This window comes from Halomonas sp. Ps84H-12 (assembly GCF_024124725.1).
Lineage (GTDB): Bacteria > Pseudomonadota > Gammaproteobacteria > Pseudomonadales > Halomonadaceae > Vreelandella > Vreelandella aquamarina.
The window spans coordinates 36313-53331 of sequence record NZ_JAMXSJ010000012.1 but is presented as its reverse complement, the minus strand read 5'-3'; the positions used below and the strand labels follow the sequence as shown (position 1 = coordinate 53331).

The 17019-nt window shown below is 55.2% G+C and carries 16 protein-coding genes and 4 tRNA genes; 9 read left to right on the top strand and 11 right to left on the bottom strand.

The window, feature by feature from the left end:
• Window positions 1-124: 124 nt before the first annotated feature.
• Both NH344_RS08060 and NH344_RS08055 read right to left on the bottom strand, forming a co-directional pair.
• Window positions 125-904 carry a class II glutamine amidotransferase gene (locus NH344_RS08060; protein ID WP_074210766.1) on the bottom strand — a complete coding sequence of 260 codons (780 nt, stop codon included), beginning with the start codon at window positions 902-904 and terminating at the stop codon, window positions 125-127.
• Window positions 905-931: 27 nt separating this feature from the next.
• Window positions 932-1354 carry a hypothetical protein gene (locus NH344_RS08055; protein WP_058576301.1) on the bottom strand — a complete coding sequence of 141 codons (423 nt, stop codon included), beginning with the start codon at window positions 1352-1354 and terminating at the stop codon, window positions 932-934.
• Window positions 1355-1416: 62 nt separating this feature from the next.
• Here NH344_RS08055 and NH344_RS08050 point away from each other — a divergent pair, with 62 nt between their 5' ends.
• The gene (locus NH344_RS08050; protein WP_253027739.1) at window positions 1417-3516 is read left to right on the top strand and encodes a prolyl oligopeptidase family serine peptidase; all 2100 of its coding nucleotides are present in this window, start codon (window positions 1417-1419) and stop codon (window positions 3514-3516) included.
• 369 nt (window positions 3517-3885) lie between these two features.
• Here NH344_RS08050 and NH344_RS08045 read toward each other — a convergent pair whose 3' ends face one another.
• From NH344_RS08045 to grxD, 8 genes are all read right to left on the bottom strand, one after another.
• Window positions 3886-4344: a YcgN family cysteine cluster protein gene (locus NH344_RS08045; RefSeq protein ID WP_044630126.1), complete on the bottom strand. Its 459-nt coding sequence runs from the start codon at window positions 4342-4344 to the stop codon at window positions 3886-3888.
• A gap of 57 nt (window positions 4345-4401) precedes the next feature.
• Complete coding sequence (locus tag NH344_RS08040; RefSeq protein ID WP_228168997.1) at window positions 4402-4974, bottom strand: ACP phosphodiesterase; 573 nt, start codon at window positions 4972-4974, stop codon at window positions 4402-4404.
• Window positions 4975-5005: 31 nt separating this feature from the next.
• The gene (locus NH344_RS08035; RefSeq protein WP_044630128.1) at window positions 5006-5299 is read right to left on the bottom strand and encodes a YcgL domain-containing protein; all 294 of its coding nucleotides are present in this window, start codon (window positions 5297-5299) and stop codon (window positions 5006-5008) included.
• Window positions 5296-6429 carry a ribonuclease D gene (gene rnd, locus NH344_RS08030; RefSeq protein WP_253027738.1) on the bottom strand — a complete coding sequence of 378 codons (1134 nt, stop codon included), beginning with the start codon at window positions 6427-6429 and terminating at the stop codon, window positions 5296-5298. Before rnd ends, NH344_RS08035 begins: the two co-directional genes overlap by 4 nt.
• Before the next feature lie 53 nt (window positions 6430-6482).
• Window positions 6483-7088 carry a recombination mediator RecR gene (recR, locus tag NH344_RS08025; RefSeq protein ID WP_044630129.1) on the bottom strand — a complete coding sequence of 202 codons (606 nt, stop codon included), beginning with the start codon at window positions 7086-7088 and terminating at the stop codon, window positions 6483-6485.
• A gap of 3 nt (window positions 7089-7091) precedes the next feature.
• Window positions 7092-7418: a YbaB/EbfC family nucleoid-associated protein gene (locus NH344_RS08020; RefSeq protein WP_044630130.1), complete on the bottom strand. Its 327-nt coding sequence runs from the start codon at window positions 7416-7418 to the stop codon at window positions 7092-7094.
• 48 nt (window positions 7419-7466) lie between these two features.
• Entirely contained in the window at window positions 7467-9407 is a 1941-nt protein-coding gene (gene dnaX / locus NH344_RS08015) for a DNA polymerase III subunit gamma/tau (RefSeq protein WP_253027737.1), read from the bottom strand.
• 157 nt (window positions 9408-9564) lie between these two features.
• Window positions 9565-9915, bottom strand: coding sequence for a Grx4 family monothiol glutaredoxin (gene grxD / locus NH344_RS08010; RefSeq protein WP_044630132.1), 351 nt, complete (start codon window positions 9913-9915; stop codon window positions 9565-9567).
• Window positions 9916-10132: 217 nt separating this feature from the next.
• On the opposite strand from grxD, the gene argF reads away from it, so the two are divergent.
• Entirely contained in the window at window positions 10133-11053 is a 921-nt protein-coding gene (gene argF / locus NH344_RS08005) for an ornithine carbamoyltransferase (RefSeq protein WP_044630133.1), read from the top strand.
• Window positions 11054-11199: 146 nt separating this feature from the next.
• Here argF and NH344_RS08000 read toward each other — a convergent pair.
• Window positions 11200-11275, bottom strand: a tRNA-Ala gene (locus NH344_RS08000).
• Window positions 11276-11450: 175 nt separating this feature from the next.
• Here NH344_RS08000 and uvrY point away from each other — a divergent pair.
• From uvrY to nadB, 7 genes are all read left to right on the top strand, one after another.
• Entirely contained in the window at window positions 11451-12101 is a 651-nt protein-coding gene (gene uvrY, locus NH344_RS07995) for a UvrY/SirA/GacA family response regulator transcription factor (RefSeq protein ID WP_213262232.1), read from the top strand.
• A gap of 46 nt (window positions 12102-12147) precedes the next feature.
• Window positions 12148-13962 (top strand): excinuclease ABC subunit UvrC, encoded by a 1815-nt coding sequence (gene uvrC / locus NH344_RS07990; RefSeq protein ID WP_253027736.1) that lies wholly within the window; start codon window positions 12148-12150, stop codon window positions 13960-13962.
• Window positions 13963-14061: 99 nt separating this feature from the next.
• Window positions 14062-14610, top strand: coding sequence for a CDP-diacylglycerol--glycerol-3-phosphate 3-phosphatidyltransferase (gene pgsA / locus NH344_RS07985; protein ID WP_172416049.1), 549 nt, complete (start codon window positions 14062-14064; stop codon window positions 14608-14610).
• A 99-nt stretch (window positions 14611-14709) separates the two neighbouring features.
• Window positions 14710-14784 (top strand) — tRNA-Gly (locus NH344_RS07980).
• 25 nt (window positions 14785-14809) lie between these two features.
• Window positions 14810-14883: transfer RNA gene (locus NH344_RS07975), tRNA-Cys, on the top strand.
• 39 nt (window positions 14884-14922) lie between these two features.
• A tRNA-Leu gene (locus tag NH344_RS07970) sits at window positions 14923-15009 on the top strand.
• A 202-nt stretch (window positions 15010-15211) separates the two neighbouring features.
• Entirely contained in the window at window positions 15212-16819 is a 1608-nt protein-coding gene (gene nadB / locus NH344_RS07965) for an L-aspartate oxidase (RefSeq protein WP_172416048.1), read from the top strand.
• Window positions 16820-17019 lie beyond the last annotated feature (200 nt).

Genomic DNA, 17019 nt, shown 5'->3' with positions numbered 1-17019 from the left:
TTATTGTGGTGTGGTTGTATAAAGAGATTAAACGCCAACGATATACGACGTTTATGACACTGTAAAACGATCGATTGAAACTTGCGTTTCAACTTTAGCTTATAGTCCATCACCGGGACTTATCTTATGGACAGTATCGAGCGTTAATTTCTCCCTCTCTCCACACCAATAACTCCCCAGGCACCATGCGCTGCCATGCTTCATTTTGAGTCAGTGGCTCGGTGGCAATCACCGAGACAATGTCGTTAGGCGTGGTGTGCTCGATAAAATTGACCGTCATCTCTGCATCTGACAACTCCGCTTCACCAAAAGGCGCACGGCGAGTGATGTGCGCCAGTTTGGTAGAGCAGTAGCTATAAAGATGGACGCCGTCAGAAAGGAGTAGATTAAAAACGCCCAGCCCTCTTAGCTGCTCGCAGAGGTCATGGAGCTTTTCCCAAAGCGTTTCTGGGGCAGCCGGTGGCGTTGGAAACACCCGGCGCAACTCGCCCATTAACCAGCAAAACGCGTGTTCGCTATCGGTATTGCCAACCGGGGTGTAAACCCCTAAAGGCAGTTCCTGCCAATCACTTAATTGCCCATTATGGGCATAGCACCAGGGCCGCCCCCACATTTCACGAGCAAAGGGGTGCGTGTTGGCCAATCGCACGCCGCCTACGTTGGCTTGGCGAATATGGCTGATCACAACATTTGATTTGATGGGGTAGTCGCAAATTAAACGCGCAATCGGTGAATCCACAGAAGGGTGAGGGTCTCTAAATTCGCGATAGCCGCCCTCTTCATAAAAGGCGATGCCCCACCCATCGCGATGAGGGCCTGTGCCACCACCGCGATGTAAAAAGCCTGAAAAGCTAAAGCAGATATCGGTAGGCACATTAGCGCTCATACCCAATAGCTCACACATTGGCCCACCCCCTTGATGCCAGTCGCATTAACGGATAACCGGTTCGCGGCGGCGAGTAGGCTGTGGGTCCTCCACTTGGCGGCGGGCAGGCGTGTCTTCAACAGGCGCAGGACGACGCCACCACCACAGCGCTACACCAATCCCCGCGCCTAGGACTATTCCTAAGACTAACCAGAGCAAGCCGTTGCGCAGAGCAGTGGCACTGTTCTCAAAAACGCCCACGGCAGCGACCATAGCGGACGGTGCCCAACCGCTATAGAACTCACCCTCTTCGACCAGTGGCAGCCGATAACTGGCAGGCATCCACATCGCCCCCGCCACGCCCCATGTCACGATGAGCCGAGGCAAACGCGGCAAAAATGCCAATCCAAAGTAAACCGCTAGCAGCACCAGCAGTGAAAGACCGTAATAACTGAACCACAGCAGTGACATTGAGTCTGCAAACAGCATAATACCCCTCATGTGGGTGGAAGCACCCGACGTTGATTTCCCGTTATGGTACCTATCAATTTATGAAAGCACAGCCTGGTATGCACGAAGGCTCGCCCGTAGCGCGCTATTATCGCGCCGATGACCCTGAATGGCACTGGTTAGAAAACCGCGAAAGCGCTGATGTCAGCGATTTTCTTACCGCGGCCAACCAGCAGCATGCCGATTGGTTTGCACCGCTCTCCCCCCTCGCAGACACCCTTTACCACTCGCACCTAGCGCGCCGTGAATTGGCGGTGAAAAGTCTAGAGACAGCGCTTGACCACTTTACGTTCTGGAGCGAGACCGGCGCTGAGGATGATTACCCCTGCTGGTGGCGTTACCCAAATGGCCAACCTGAGCAAAAAAGCTGTTTTTTTGACGTTCGCGAGCGCGCTGCCGAGCAGCCGTTCTACGACATGGGTGATATGGCGCTCTCCCCGGATGAGCAGTGGCTCGCCTGGACCGAAGATACCCAGGGCGATGAACGCTTCACACTCTGGTTAAAAGCGCTGCCTAACGGCACGCCGCGCCAACTACTTAGCGATATCGGACCCAGCGTTTGCTGGGCAGAGGACCAAACTGCAGACGGCGCCACGCTGCTGTTTACCCGTTTCGACGATACCCAGCGCCCTGACAGCCTATGGCGGCTATGGGTCGCGTTCGCAGAACATGCCCCTATGCAGACACCGACCCTGGTGTTACGCGAGGCAGACCCAGAATTTTGGGTAGGCGTGGGTAAAACGCGCTCTAAAGCGTGGCTGATCATCGAGAGCGGCTCAAAAGACACCACCGAAGTTCTCGCCCTACCTGCCGACCAGCCCGAAACACCCCTCGTTTGCCTGCATGCCCGCGAGCCGGGCGTGGAAGTCAGCATTGATCATCGGCCAGGGGTCTTTTATCGCCTACACAACCAGACGGGCCCCCACTTTCAGCTGGATATGCGCGCCGAAAGCGATAACGCCAGTTGGCAGCCGCTGATTGCGCATCGCGATGACGCGACACTGGAAGGGGTTGATGCGTTTGAGTGGGGCTTGATACTGGCTGAGAGAAGCCATCAGGATGCGCAGGTACTGCTGCGGCGCTTGGAGCTGGATAGTCACCATCAAACGCTGCTTGATAGCTACATTGAGCTGCCCGAAACGCCCTGTTCACAGCTGCTGGAAGACTCGCCACACTTTAATGCACGCACGCTGCACCTGCGCGAAGAGTCGTTTACCCGCCCTCCGAGCTGGTATGCCTTAGACCTCGATAGCGGTGTACGCACGCTCTTAAAACAGGTGCCCGTTCATGGCAGTCTCGCTCCAGAGCAGCTAGTCAGCCGCCGAATATGGGCCACCAGCCACGATGGCGAGCAAGTCCCGGTATCGGTGGTCATGCGAGCAGACTTGGCAGGCCAGCCACTGCCCACCCTGTTATACGGTTACGGTGCTTACGGTGAAGCGCTGGACCCCTGGTTCTCGATTGCTCGCTTAGAGCTACTGGAGCGCGGCGTGGCCTTTGCTGTGGCCCATGTGCGCGGCGGCGGTGAGCGCGGCGAACCGTGGTACTTAGCAGGCAAGATGGCTCATAAAGAGAACAGCTTTCACGACTTTTTAGCCGCCCGTGAAGCGCTTGTAGCCGCCCATATCAGCCAGCCTGAGCGGATAGTCGCCTACGGTGCCAGTGCAGGCGGATTGCTGGTGGGTACTTGCATCAACCGTGCGCCGGAGGCCTTCTGCGCGGCGGTGCTGGATGTTCCTTTCCTGGATGTACTGCGCACCATGCAGAACCCAGAGCTGCCGCTCACCACCGCTGAGTATACCGAGTGGGGTAATCCTGAGGCACCCGACGTGGCTGAACGTATCGCCGGTTATTCACCTATCGATAACATCCGCTCGCAGCGCTACCCAGCGCTTTGGATTGAGGGTAGTTGGTTCGATACCCGCGTTAGCTACTGGGAACCCGCCAAATTCTACGCCCGAGTGAGTCAGGCACAGCAGGGGGCTGCGCCTATCCTGCTGCATACCGATATGAGCAGCGGCCACGGCGGCGCATCAGGAAGGTTTAAGGCGTGGCGCGATACAGCCCGCCAGGATGCGTTTATTCTGTGGGCGCTAGGGTTAGCAGAGGTGTCGCTGGCAGAGAGTCCGTTAACGCCTTAGATACAACCACTCGCAGCGCCAAGGCGCTGCTTTTTTTACGCCATTTATTTTATGAAAATACTTTCCATAAAATAATTTTTACGGCATACTAACCATAAGTTTTATATACCAACGTCTATATAGCTGATCATTAGGAGTAACACGATGAAATATCAGGAACAGTTTCCCACCATTTGGGATACCCCAACGAAGCCCGCTAACACTCAGGCAACCAAAAAAGCCGCTGCCCAGCCGCAACCCTCGGCTCTTAAAGAGGCTTTTTTAACGATTTGGGATAGCAGCAAAACGAAAACCGCTAGCTAACAGTGCATTCGCCAGCGGTCTAAGCGTACGCCAAGGAAGGCTACGGCAGGGGCTCAAACATGAAAATCACGACATAGGAAGAACGGCAATTATATGCTCTTCGAGTTGCCTTTCTGGCACCTCATCTTGGGACACAGCAAACCCTCTGACGCTGATGCCTTTTCGATGGACTCGTTCAGCATCGTTACTTAGCAAGGGATGCCATCCTGCCAGCTTGCGACCTTCCGCCACTCGTCGGTACCCACAGGTTTGCGGCAACCAAGTAAACTCTTTTACCAGCGCTGGGGTCAGCTGGGTGCAGTCAGGCACGCTCTCAAAGCGGTTTTCATAATCGCTGCACTGACAGCTATGAGTATCCAGCAGGCGGCACGCTACGTTAAGAATGGCCAGCTCTTGCGTCTCATCATCATGCAGCTTTAGCAAACAGCACTGACCGCAGCCGTCACACAGGGCTTCCCATTCTGGAGGCGTTAGCTCTTCCAACGAATAGCGTTCCCAGAAGCGCTCGCGCAACGCGGTTTCCATCGTCTAATCACCCCGGTTAAACATTAACGTTAGGCAGGCTATAGCAGCCAGCTAATCTCAGCTTGTCTTACCATCACTGGTCAGCGCCTCCCGGCACTCACTCCATAACACGCTGAAATCCGCCTCTAAAGCAGTGTAGTCTTCACGCAGCCAGGGCACTAATTCAGCCAGACGGTTGGGGCCGGAAAGGCGCTGCCCGATGCCCGCCACCGCACGACATGTAAAATCAAAATCAGCATAACGGCGCAACCAGTCGTGCTCAACCAGCACCGGCATCATCGTCGCTAGACGTTGTGGCGCGGGCCACGCGCTGAGTAATCGATAGCAGCGATCAATCAGTTGATGTTGACTAGCCCCCTCCTGCTGGCGAGAAATAAAATGATCCCACACAACATCCAGCGCAATGCCCGCATAGCGTCTTTGAGCCTGAGGAGCGCGCTGCTTGGCCATCATAACGCTAGGATGCTGGTCTACCCAGGCATCAACTCGCCGATGGTGGCGAATGCCACAGGCAACGCTTGGCGACCAAGCAGAAAGGTCGCTACCTTTCACACCATCGGCAATCAAATTACCGTAAAGAAAGCCGTCGTCCCCCGGCTGAGCCAGCCATGCGTGGGCAAGAAAGTTCATCGCTTTTGCACCACGCTAATGCGCCGATAACTCACGAGCGATCTGTCGTCTGAGCGCGATGAATGTCCAGTAAGTAGGGCTCTTTGGCAGGCGGCATTTGTAGGTAAAATCCCTGTTCCTCAATCGCAGCCATCACATCGGCAGCCTTCACGCGGGCAAGCGGCTTATCAGCGGTCAGCATCATCGTTAGCACAGGAACCGGCTTACCAAAGGTCTCCATCAGCGCCTCAGGCACTGTCTCCATTCCTTTACGCTTATCCACGTAGAGGTACATTTCGTCTTTGCGCGAGCTTTTAAAAATCTCGCATAGCAGTTTTTCGCTCATAAAGATGACTCCTCAAGCGCCTGATGAATCGCTTGCGTTAAGCAGGTATCGCGCCAACCACTCAGTTCTTGTAATGGCTGGTGTGCAAGCCGCTGCATGACCAGCGCCTCAATATCCCGGCGACGCAGCAACATTTCCGGAGCAATATTAAGAGCCGCTGCTTTTTCGGCAACTACTCCCTTAATCGCCTTGAAACAACGCTTAAACGCAGGCTGCATGGGGTCTGGCCAACGCGTAGGTAAGTCGCTTTCTGGACAGTGCTGGGCCTGCTTCACTAGCGCCAGTAGAGCATCGCCCTCTTTTTTGACCAGCGGCGGCTTAATGCCCTCAACCTCGGCTAGCTCATAGCGGTTTTTGGGCATTTTTTCTGCCACAACGAACAGCAGCTTATCGCTCACCAGCCAATTACGCGGTAAATCTCGACGGCGGGTTTCGCCCTCGCGCCAAATCGTCATTAGCCGGTAGGCCTCAAGCTGGCGAGGCGTCAATCGCCAAAGCTGGCGCTGGCGGGTATACCACTGGCCGTCGTTTTCAACGCTGCGTCCTGCCTGTTCGATCAAGCTGGCGCACTCGCTGTCCAACCACTCACGCCGCCCTAAGGCGTCGAGTTTTTCCGCTTGAAGCTGCCACACTTTAAGCAAGTAAATTACGTCTAGCGCGGCGTACTCACATTGAGAAGACGTTAACGGACGCTCCAGCCAATTAGAGCGTGTCTCCTCTTTGGGAAGCGTTTCGCCTACCCAGTGCTCTACAAGTTTTTGGTAACCCATGCCAGGATTTTCGCCTAAGAAGGCTTGCGCCACCTGGGTATCCACCAGCGGCGTAGGCAACACGCCCGCCCAGCGTTGGAAGACTTCTAAATCTTCACTGCAGGCATGCAGCAGCTTCACCGCGCTATTTTGCAATAGCGCTTTAAAAGCGTTGGTGCAGGGTGTTGATAACGGGTCGACTAAATATGCCACTTCATGACTGGCAAACTGAATCAGCGCCGGTATGGGGAAAAACGTATTCTCGCGGAAAAACTCGGTGTCTAAGGCAATAACGCTGGCACCGGAAACCTGTTCACAGGCGGCGTCTAACGCCTCGGCGCTATCAATCCATTGATACAAAGCAGAAGTTGAAGAGGACAAAGCAATCTTCCGGGTTGGCACAACCGCATCAGCGCTTGCGTTTATTATCAGCATTAATCGCTAGCAAAGGGCTGGCGACCATTAAAAGCGCGGCTTAATGTACCGCCATCCACATACTCCAACTCACCGCCCATCGGCACGCCATAGGCGAGACGAGAAAAGGATACACCGTAATGCGCAAGCTGAGAGGCAATGTAATGCGCTGTCGCCTCACCCTCTACCGTAGGGTTAGTAGCAAGAACGACTTCACGAATATTGCCTTCAGCTACACGGCTTTCGAGCAACTCCAGCCCGATAGCTTCCGGGCCAATACCATCTAGCGGTGAAAGGTGACCATGCAGTACAAAATAGCGCCCTTGAAAACCGCCAGCCTCTTCAATCGCTAGCTGGTCTGCGGGCGATTCAACCACGCACAACAGTGCATCATCACGGCGAGAGCTCTCGCACAGCGCGCAAATATCGGCTTCGGTGAGCGTACGGCAGCGCTGGCAGTAGCCTACTTCCTCTATCGCCTGCTGAATCACTGCGGCTAATCGCTGGCCACCTGGGCGTTCACGCTCTAGTAAATGCATCGCCATGCGCTGAGCCGTTTTTGGCCCAACGCCTGGCAACACGCGAAACGCGTCCATCAATTGCTCAACAAGCGGAGAAAAGCGCATGGTTTAGAACGGCATCTTAAAGCCGGGCGGTAGGTTTAAACCGGCTGTTGCCTCTTCCATTTTCGCTTTGGAGTTCGCTTCTACTTTGCGTACAGCATCGTTGACCGCTGCCGCCAGCAAATCTTCAAGCAGCTCTTTATCTTCTTCCAGCACGCTGGGGTCGATCGTCACATCGCTGACATCATGGCGGCCGTTCATGGTAATTTTTACCATGCCCGCACCCGCTTCGCCGTGCACTTCAGCTTTGGCCACTTCTTCTTGAACGCGCTGCATTTTTTCCTGCATTTCTTGGGCTTGCTTCATGATGTTGCCCATTCCGCCTTTAAACATGCGGTCTTCTCCTAAATCATTAATAAGCGAGTTGGTAGCCGTCGGCCGTTAGGAACGTGGCTCTGGCGCTGGTTTTACGGTTGACTCAATTAGCGTAGCCCCAAACGCCTGCTGCAACTTCTGAATATTGGGGTCGTGATGCAACAGATCAACAGCCTGCGCATGGCGTTCTTGCTGTAAACGCTCTTCCTGTTGCTGGGGTGTTTCCAGCGTGGCGTCAAGTTCAGCCACGCTGAACTGAACCCTTCTTGGTATGCCGATCTCTTTCAGCGCTCGCTCAATGCGCACGTTATGAACCTCGGCCTTCATGGCGGACTGGCTGGGGTCAAGCCGCAGCACCACAGTGCCACCATCATCGCTTTCTAACTGGCAATGTGCCGCTAAGTTACGCGTCAGCCCGCCTAAACCTAAGGCGTCAAAACAAGCCAGCCACGCGGCGTGGTTTAAGAGATCTCCCGAGGCCAGCGATTCAGCCGAAAGCGAGGAAGGCGCCACATTAAAGGATGGAGTGGGCTCTGGCTCTGGCTCTGGCTCTGGCTCTGGCTCTGGCTCTGGCTCTGGCTCTGGCTCTGGCTCTGGCTCTGGCTCTGGCTCTGGCTCTGGCTCTGGCGAGAGCGTAGCGGCGCTTTCTACCTCTTCAAGCGACCAGGGCGGCGGCGCATCATATTGCGGCTCTAATGCCTCGGGCGCCTCACTTGGTGGAGCTACCTGCACCGCAGGCTCAGGCGGCTCAGCCTCGGCAGCGGCGGGTGCAGGCTCAGGCTTTTTTGCGGCTGGCTCCGCTAACACAGGGGCGCTTGGCGGTGCTGTGGGAGCTGGCGTTGCATCTGCTGACGGCGCAGGCTCAGGGCGTAGCGGCAGCGGCGTCGCAGGTGGCTTGGGAACGCCCTGAGGGCGGAAAGCCAGCATCCGTAACAGCGTCATCTCCAGAGCACTACGCAAGTCTGGGGCGTGTACCATATCGCCACGCCCCTGGATACCAATCTGGTAGTAGAGCTGGATATCTTCAGCGGTAAAACGGCTGGCCAGCTGCTGAATTTGCGCTCGGTCACCGTGGCTATTATCCACTGCATCCGGCACCATTTGCGCCACGGCCAAGCGGTGGAGTATGGCAGTTAACTCATCTAGCACGGCGGCAAAATCAGGCCCCTGCTCGGCTAGCTGGGCCACTTCTGCCAGCAACTTCTGAACATCTACCGCTGCTAGCGCTTCAACCAAGGCCAGCACATGGCGATGATCCAACGTGCCCAGCATTGCCGCTACATCAGCATGGCGCACAGCCCCTTGGCCAAAGGCTATGGCTTGATCAGTCAGGCTCATTGCATCGCGCATGGAGCCTTCAGCAGCCTTGCCTAACAGCCACAACGCGCTTTCATCATACTCAACCCCCTCTTCGCCCAGCACATAAGTTAAGTGCTCGACTACCCGCTCAGGCGGCATATGCTTGAGCGTAAACTGCAAACAGCGGGATAGTACCGTGGCGGGGAGCTTCTGCGGATCGGTGGTCGCTAACAGAAATTTTACATGGGGTGGCGGCTCTTCCAGCGTTTTAAGCAGCGCATTAAAGCTGCTGGTGGAGAGCATGTGCACCTCATCAATAAGGTATACCTTGTAGCGCCCTTGGGTAGGCGCGTACTGAACGTTATCGAGCAGTTCGCGGGTATCTTCTACTTTGGTTCGCGAAGCAGCGTCGACTTCGATCAGGTCGACAAAACGGCCTTCATCGATGGCTTGGCAACTATCGCACTGACCGCAGGGTGTCGAGGTAATTCCCTCATCCCCGCGCCCATTAGCGGTACAGTTAAGGCATTTCGCCAAAATGCGCGCCAGCGTGGTTTTGCCGACGCCACGCGTGCCAGTAAACAGGTAAGCGTGGTGTAAGCGGCCCTGATCAAGGGCATTGACCAAGGCGCGTTGAACATGGGCCTGGCCCACGAGCTCGTGGAATGTACGTGGCCGCCATTTGCGGGCCAGAACCTGATAGCTCATTGAGCAAAACTTCCTTAGGCGGGCTGACTGTCGATGCTAAACAACCTATCGTAAACCGTAGATGCTAATTGTTGGTGCTTCATAGAGCACCATTCTAGCGGCTGCACCGCAGCCCGCCAACCGCCCGGCAGATGCCGAGCGGCATGAGGCGTTACGCTTAGGCGTTATCGCCACCTTCAGCGGCACCAGCACGTTGGGCGGCTTCTTTTACCAACTTTTCAAGCTCACCGTTTTGATGCATTTCAATCACAATATCGCAGCCGCCTACCAGCTCGCCTTCTACCCATAGCTGGGGAAAGGTCGGCCAGTTGGCAATTTTCGGCAGCTCAGCACGGATATCCGGGTTATCCAATACGTTGACGAAGGCAAAACGTTCGCCGCAGCTCATCAGCGCCTGCACTGTCTGTGCAGAGAAGCCGCACTGGGGCAGTTGGGGGGTGCCTTTCATGTAGATCAAAATCGGGTTTTCGCTGATTTGACGCTGAATATTTTCGGCAGTGGTGCTCATAATGTGCTCCTAAATAAGTGATGTGATCCAAGCCAGTTTACGCAATTCGTCAACTGGCTTTAACCCCACGACCTAGTAATGCCATGGATTGGTGATTACACCAATACCCGAGCAAACTACTCGGCCTTAACGCGTGGCCGCCATTCTACGCATGCCGCCCGCGTTGCGCATCCCCTGCTGCATCGCTAGGATGGTGTTTTTGCGCGGAGAGAAGTCCATGGCGACACGCCATTTCCTTACCCTATTGGATTTGACCCCAGATGAGCTGGCGTATTTGATCCAGCGTGCCATTAAGATCAAGACGGATCTTAAAGCTAATGGCCCAGTGTACACACCGCTACCAAACCGCACGCTGGCGATGATTTTTGAAAAATCGTCCACCCGAACCCGCGTCTCTTTTGAAACAGGCATGGCGCAATTTGGTGGCCATGCGCTCTTCCTCTCTCCTCGTGATACCCAGCTTGGCCGCGGTGAGCCAATCGAAGACACCGCTCGCGTGCTCTCTGAGATGGTGGATGCAGTCATGATTCGCACCTTCTCCCACCAAGGCCTGGAAACCTATGCCAGCGCCAGCAGCGTGCCGGTGATTAATGCCCTAAGCGACGACTACCACCCCTGCCAACTGCTGGCAGATGTAATGACCTGGACAGAGCTGCGCGGCAGCGTCAAAGGTCGCACCGCGGTGTGGATTGGCGATGGCAATAATATGTGCCACTCCTGGATCAACGCCGCCCGCCAGTTCGGCTTTCATCTGCGGGTCTGCTGCCCGGAAGGCTATGAACCACGCGAAGATATCATGGCCGCTGCGGGTGACTGCGTCACCCTGCTCCACGACCCACAAGAAGCGGCTAAAGGTGCTGACTTAATCACTACTGACGTATGGGCTTCCATGGGCCAGGAAGAGGAGCAGGCAAAACGAGAAGCCGACTTTGCAGGCTTCCAGGTAACTGAAGCCCTGCTCGACTCCGCCCAATCTGACGTGCTGTTTTTACACTGCTTGCCTGCTCATCGAGGCGAAGAGATCAGCCTCACGCTGCTGGACGACCCAAGGGCAGTAGTATGGCAGGAAGCCGGCAACCGCCTACACGCTCAAAAAGCATTGATCGAGTTTTTGTTACTAGGCAAAGTCGACGCATAACCTCTATCGCCTAACCTCTATCCCGCCCTGTATGCTTTGCAGGGCGGGCTTGTGCACAACGCCCTCGAAAGCAAACGCCACCACACCGGGTACAAAGCAAGCATAAAAAAACGCCACGTTATAAATAACGTAGCGTTTAGAAATATTGGTGGAGCCTAGCGGGATCGAACCGCTGACCTCAACACTGCCAGTGTTGCGCTCTCCCAGCTGAGCTAAGGCCCCACATGCTGCCAGTTTCGTGCAGCGGGGCGAATACTAATTCACAGCACTGTAAGAGTCAAGCATTAAAGCAAACCAGCATCATCTAATTCTCCTTTGCTGAGAGCTGTGGCACTCTATAGGTTCGCAGCGTGCGTATCGCTTGAGTCCACGATGATTACCTGCAGGAGCCAGACCTTTGATCAACGTTTTAATTGCCGATGATCACCACCTGGTGAGAACCAGCATCGCCCACCTGCTAAACGAAGAGTCCGATATTAAAATTGTGGGCGAAGTGGATGATGGAGAGAGCGCCGTCGCCCAGTGCCGACAACTAAAGCCCGACATTGTCCTCATGGATATTCGTATGCCGGGTATCGGCGGGCTAGAAGCCACACGGCGTATTCATCGCACCCTGGCTGACATTAAGGTTATCATTCTTACCGCCCACTTAGAGGACAGCGTCCTGAGGCGCATGCTTGAAGCCGGTGCATCGGGCTTTTTAAGCAAAGGGACTGATGCGGTGGAAATGACCGATGCCATTCGCCAAGTCTTCCGCAACGGGCGCTATATAAGCCAAGAAATTGCACAGCGGCTAGCACTCGCCCACTTCACTGACGAAGATAGCCCATTTAACCAGCTCTCTGATCGCGAGCTACAAATTGCTTTGATGATCGTCAACTGTCAGCGAGTACAAGATATTTCTGACCGTCTACACCTTAGCCCTAAAACTGTTAACACTTACCGTTATCGCTTGTTTGATAAGCTACATGTCACCAGTGATGTCGAGTTGACCCATCTCGCCTTACGCCACGGTCTAGTCGAAGGTTTTGACGCCACTATGGGATAGACCTACCATCGCAGCTTCTGCCGTTTAAGAGCTCCAATGCCCAGCTATGACTTTTGATGCCAAGCAGTTTTTAAGCTCTGTCAGCACTTCACCCGGTGTTTACCGCATGCTGGATGAGGAGCAAAACACGCTCTATGTCGGCAAAGCGAAGCGTTTGAAAGCACGGCTGGCAAGCTATTTCCGCGGCCAGCTCAATACCAAAACCCAGGCGATGGTGGCACGCATTGCCGATATTCAAATTACGGTTACCCGTAGCGAAACCGAAGCACTGCTGCTTGAACAAACATTAATTAAGGAGCTTCACCCGCCCTACAACATCCTGCTACGGGATGATAAATCCTACCCGTTTGTGTTTGTCACTGACCGCCACCCCTACCCCGCTTTGGAATATAAGCGAGCACGCCAGCGTCGCGACGATGGCCGCTACCTGGGCCCCTACCCCAGCAGCGGGGCCGTAAAAGAGAGCCTGACACTGATGCAGAAAATTTTTCGCATCCGTAACTGCGAAGACAGTGTTTTTGCCCACCGCTCTCGCCCTTGCTTGCAGTATCAAATTCAGCGCTGCAGCGCCCCTTGTGTTGATTACATCTCAGAAGAGGAGTATCGCCGGGATGTGGAACATGCGGTGATGTGCCTAGAAGGCAAAAGCGAGCACGTGACCCAGCTATTAACCCAAGAAATGGAAGCAGCCAGCCAAGCGCTCAACTTTGAAGAGGCCGCACGCCTGCGTGACCAAATCCAGCAGCTACGCCAGCTGCAGCAGCGCCAGTTTGTGGATAACGAGAGCGGCGACGCAGACGTTTTCGCCTTAGCCCAACGGCCTGGCGCACTCGGCATCTCCATATTGAGCGTGCGTGATGGTCGTCTACTGGGTGCTCGGCACCATACGCCAAAGAATGATCTAGACCTACCGCCAGAAATACTTCTGACCGAAGTGGTTAGTCAATACTATTTTGGCCAGCCACATAACGTACCCGGAGAAGTAATTACTAGCCTCCCGCTGGAAGATAGCACTCTGATTGCCGATACCCTCTCTCAGCAAGCAGGCAAAAAAGTCAGAGTAGCAAGCCAAGTGCGCGGGCATCGCGCCCAATGGCAGCACCTCGCCATGACCAACGCCGAGCAGCAGCTTGCATCACAGCTGGCCAATAAAACCCAGCTCACTCAGCGGTTTGAGGCACTGCAAAAAGCGCTGGGACTGGAAAAACTGCCAGAGCGGCTTGAGTGCTTCGATATCAGCCACAGCCAGGGCGAAGCCACCGTGGCGTCCTGCGTGGTGTTTGACCATCAAGGCCCGCGTAAAAGTGACTATCGCCACTTCCGCATTGAAGGCATCGCAGCAGGGGATGATTACGCCGCCATGCAACAAGCGCTGACGCGGCGCCTGAAGCGGGTAAAAAGCGGAGAAGCAGTGGCCCCCGATATTCTGATTGTGGATGGCGGCAAAGGGCAGCTCAATATGGCACGCGGGGTACTAAACGACCTTTCGGTCACCAACATCATTCTACTAGGCGTTGCCAAAGGAACCACTCGCAAGGCCGGACTGGAAACTCTCTTCTTAGAGACCAGCGATAACCCGCTACCTTTAGATCCGGCTTCGCCGGCACTGCATTTAATCCAGCATATCCGCGATGAGTCCCACCGCTTTGCGATTGCAGGCCACCGGGCAGCGCGAGACAAAGCGCGACGCACGTCTACTTTGCAGGATATTCCTGGCATAGGCCCTAAACGGCGGCGTGAACTTCTGCGCTTTTTTGGTGGCCTACAAGGCGTACAAAAGGCCAGCCGTGATGAACTAGCCAGGGTGCCCGGAATTAATGCAGCCCTCGCAGAGAGCATTTATACGGCACTGAATGGATAAACTTGTTCTTAACATGGATGCAATGCGCTAAGGGGGATAGAATAACCCGCACATTACACTCCGACTTTCATGATTCTCCGGCAAGGATCGCACCCTGCGATGAACATACCCAACATACTCACACTGGCAAGAATCGTCTTTATCCCGCTACTGGTAGTACTGTTTTATCTACCTTTCAGTTGGAGCATGCCGGTTGCCGCTGGCTTATTTGCCCTAGCATCGGTCACCGACTGGCTCGATGGCTATCTGGCCCGCCGCTGGAATCAGTCGACCCCCTTCGGTGCCTTTTTAGACCCTGTGGCAGACAAACTTATGGTCGCCGTGGCGCTTGCACTGTTAATTGAGCGTTTTGACACGCTGATCCTGACGCTGCCCGCACTGGTGATTATCGGTCGTGAGATCGTTATTTCAGCCCTGCGGGAGTGGATGGCCGAAATGGGTAAACGCGGCATGGTGGCTGTCTCTTGGGTTGGCAAACTAAAAACCACGCTGCAGATGGCCGCCATTCTGGTACTGCTGGCCTTCCCGCCAGGGCACGAAATCGCGCTACTGGGCGTGGTTGTTCTGTACGCTGCCGCTACTCTCACGCTTTGGTCAATGGTTCAGTATCTAAAAGCTGCTTGGCCGCACCTTAGTCGCTCAATGTAGGCAGCATAAATGTCAGCAGCACAGTAGCTCTTTGAACCCGTTGATAAATTGATTGTTTGACAAGCGCGCAGCGATGCGTATAATTCGCCCTCGAGTCGAGCGGGAATAGCTCAGTGGTAGAGCATCGCCTTGCCAAGGCGAGGGTCGAGAGTTCGAATCTCTTTTCCCGCTCCATTTGGCTCACGCCAATGACTTGTTAGGCTGGATGGCAGAGTGGTTATGCAGCGGACTGCAACTCCGTGTACGCCGGTTCGATTCCGACTCCAGCCTCCATTGTCAGTGTAGCGATTGCTGCTAAAGCGCCGATACACTGCCCGGATGGCGAAATTGGTAGACGCAAGAGACTTAAAATCTCTCGGGGGCAACCCCGTGCCGGTTCAAGTCCGGCTCCGGGCACCATGAATTGTTAGTAAGAACATGACGCTGCGAGATCTTCTGATCTACGCGGCTTTTTTATGTTTAACGCCCACCCGATCAGTTACCTTTCGCTTTTTTGCCTGCACCATCGCTAAGCGCCAGTGGTCACGCTATGATGCCATCCTCCCTGTGAAAGCGTGTTGCGCGCGCAGCTTTTGATAGCAAAAAGAAGGAGCGGGCCCCTATGAGCACGCCAACAACCGACCTACTTATTATCGGCGGAGGCGTCGCTGGCCTCACCCTAGCGCTAGAAGTTGCTGACCACTTGTCAGTCACGCTGGTACGTCCGGCAATGGATGATCAAGGAGCCAGCCGCTGGGCACAGGGCGGCATTGCGGCAGTGCTCTCTCCGGATGACAATCTCGACGACCATGTACGCGATACCCTCATCGCTGGTGATGGACTATGCGATGAAGACGCCGTTCGTTTTACCGTCACCCATGGCCCTGAGGCGATTCAATGGCTCATTGACAACGGTGTGCCGTTTACGCCCGACCCGGACCCAAGCGCCCGCTACCCCTACCACCTGACCCGAGAAGGCGGGCACAACGCGCGACGCATTATTCATGCCGATGACGCCACCGGTCGTGCGGTAGTTGAAACCTTGGTCAATAAAGTCTCTGCCCACCCTGGCATTACTCAGCGCAGCGACCTGACCATTCTCACCCTGCTGAGTAACGCTGAGGGCCACTGCATTGGCGCCCAAGGTGTCGATAGCGAGCAGCGCCTACAAGCGTTTTATGCCCATCACACCGTTCTCGCTACCGGCGGCGCAAGCGGGTTATACCGGCACACCACCACCCCAGCACCCAGCAGCGGCGAAGGTATGATGATGGCGGCTGAGCTGGGAGCAACGCTTGCCAATCTTGAGTTTCAGCAGTTTCACCCTACCTGCCTATTCGACCCGGATGGCCCAGCCTTTCTGATTAGCGAGGCGGTGCGCGGTGAAGGCGGCCACCTGCTTAACGAAGCTGGCCATCGTTTTATGCCCGACCTCGATCCACGTGCCGAGCTAGCGCCTAGAGATGTGGTGGCCAGAGCCATTGATGCACAGATTCAGCAAGGCACACTGGGGCACGTCTGGCTAGATATACGCCATTTAGGGGAAGCCTCTATACGCCATCACTTCCCTACAATTTTGGCTCATTGCGCCTCGCGGGGAATGGATATTACGCGCCAACCGATCCCCGTTGTGCCCGCCGCCCATTATAGCTGTGGCGGCGTCGCTACCGACCACGCTGGCGCTACCGACGTTGCCAACCTTTATGCCATTGGCGAAACGGCCTACACCGGCCTCCACGGCGCAAACCGTATGGCTAGCAATTCGCTGCTTGAGTGTTTGGTTTATGCGCGTAGCTGCGCCCGGCATCTGCTCTCCTTGCCCTCGCCACCCAATGAGCCGCTGAATACAGGGGGTGATCATCAAGCACCTATCATTCAGCCCAGCATTAACGTGGAACTAGAGGCACTTAGAAAGCTCCGCTTTAAGATGCGCAGCGTCATGAGTCAATACGTATCGATAGTAAGAAGCGACCAAGGCCTTGCTGCCGCCAGTGAAGCACTGGCAGAAATCAAAAAAGAATTGGAAAAGCTAGATAAAGCGATGTCGCACCCAGAAAGTATGCGACTAAGGCAAGCCATTATGCTTGCTCAACTCACTGTGCTGGCCGCCTCTCAACGCCACGAGTCTCGGGGCTTGCATTACTCTATTGACTGGCCAGAACATCAGGCCACCTCCAGCCCTTCTCAGCTGACACTAGATAGTTTACGTTTAGCAGGGCTTCCGCACTAACGCCCTGCCAAACTATCGACCAGGCCGATGGAAACATCGGCGCAGGGCGCGCTGACTGTCGCCTGGGAGACTGTCTGGCCATAACCAGAGACGCTGTGATCCCATACGAAGCCCTACTAGCCAAGGCCCTAGATAGTCACAGCTAACTCCTAATGTCGGCCCCGCCTCTCCAGTGGCTAGCAACCAGCATCCCTCTATCT

What these genes read in the sequence shown, in the direction of transcription:
- NH344_RS08060 (WP_074210766.1), bottom strand. Translation starts at nt 904, where the DNA reads ATGTGTGAGCTATTGGGTATGAGCGCTAATGTGCCTACCGATATCTGC.
- NH344_RS08055 (WP_058576301.1), bottom strand. Translation starts at nt 1,354, where the DNA reads ATGCTGTTTGCAGACTCAATGTCACTGCTGTGGTTCAGTTATTACGGT.
- NH344_RS08050 (WP_253027739.1), top strand. Translation starts at nt 1,417, where the DNA reads ATGAAAGCACAGCCTGGTATGCACGAAGGCTCGCCCGTAGCGCGCTAT.
- NH344_RS08045 (WP_044630126.1), bottom strand. Translation starts at nt 4,344, where the DNA reads ATGGAAACCGCGTTGCGCGAGCGCTTCTGGGAACGCTATTCGTTGGAA.
- NH344_RS08040 (WP_228168997.1), bottom strand. Translation starts at nt 4,974, where the DNA reads ATGAACTTTCTTGCCCACGCATGGCTGGCTCAGCCGGGGGACGACGGC.
- NH344_RS08035 (WP_044630128.1), bottom strand. Translation starts at nt 5,299, where the DNA reads ATGAGCGAAAAACTGCTATGCGAGATTTTTAAAAGCTCGCGCAAAGAC.
- recR (WP_044630129.1), bottom strand. Translation starts at nt 7,088, where the DNA reads ATGCGCTTTTCTCCGCTTGTTGAGCAATTGATGGACGCGTTTCGCGTG.
- NH344_RS08020 (WP_044630130.1), bottom strand. Translation starts at nt 7,418, where the DNA reads ATGTTTAAAGGCGGAATGGGCAACATCATGAAGCAAGCCCAAGAAATG.
- dnaX (WP_253027737.1), bottom strand. Translation starts at nt 9,407, where the DNA reads ATGAGCTATCAGGTTCTGGCCCGCAAATGGCGGCCACGTACATTCCAC.
- grxD (WP_044630132.1), bottom strand. Translation starts at nt 9,915, where the DNA reads ATGAGCACCACTGCCGAAAATATTCAGCGTCAAATCAGCGAAAACCCG.
- argF (WP_044630133.1), top strand. Translation starts at nt 10,133, where the DNA reads ATGGCGACACGCCATTTCCTTACCCTATTGGATTTGACCCCAGATGAG.
- uvrC (WP_253027736.1), top strand. Translation starts at nt 12,148, where the DNA reads ATGACTTTTGATGCCAAGCAGTTTTTAAGCTCTGTCAGCACTTCACCC.
- pgsA (WP_172416049.1), top strand. Translation starts at nt 14,062, where the DNA reads ATGAACATACCCAACATACTCACACTGGCAAGAATCGTCTTTATCCCG.
- nadB (WP_172416048.1), top strand. Translation starts at nt 15,212, where the DNA reads ATGAGCACGCCAACAACCGACCTACTTATTATCGGCGGAGGCGTCGCT.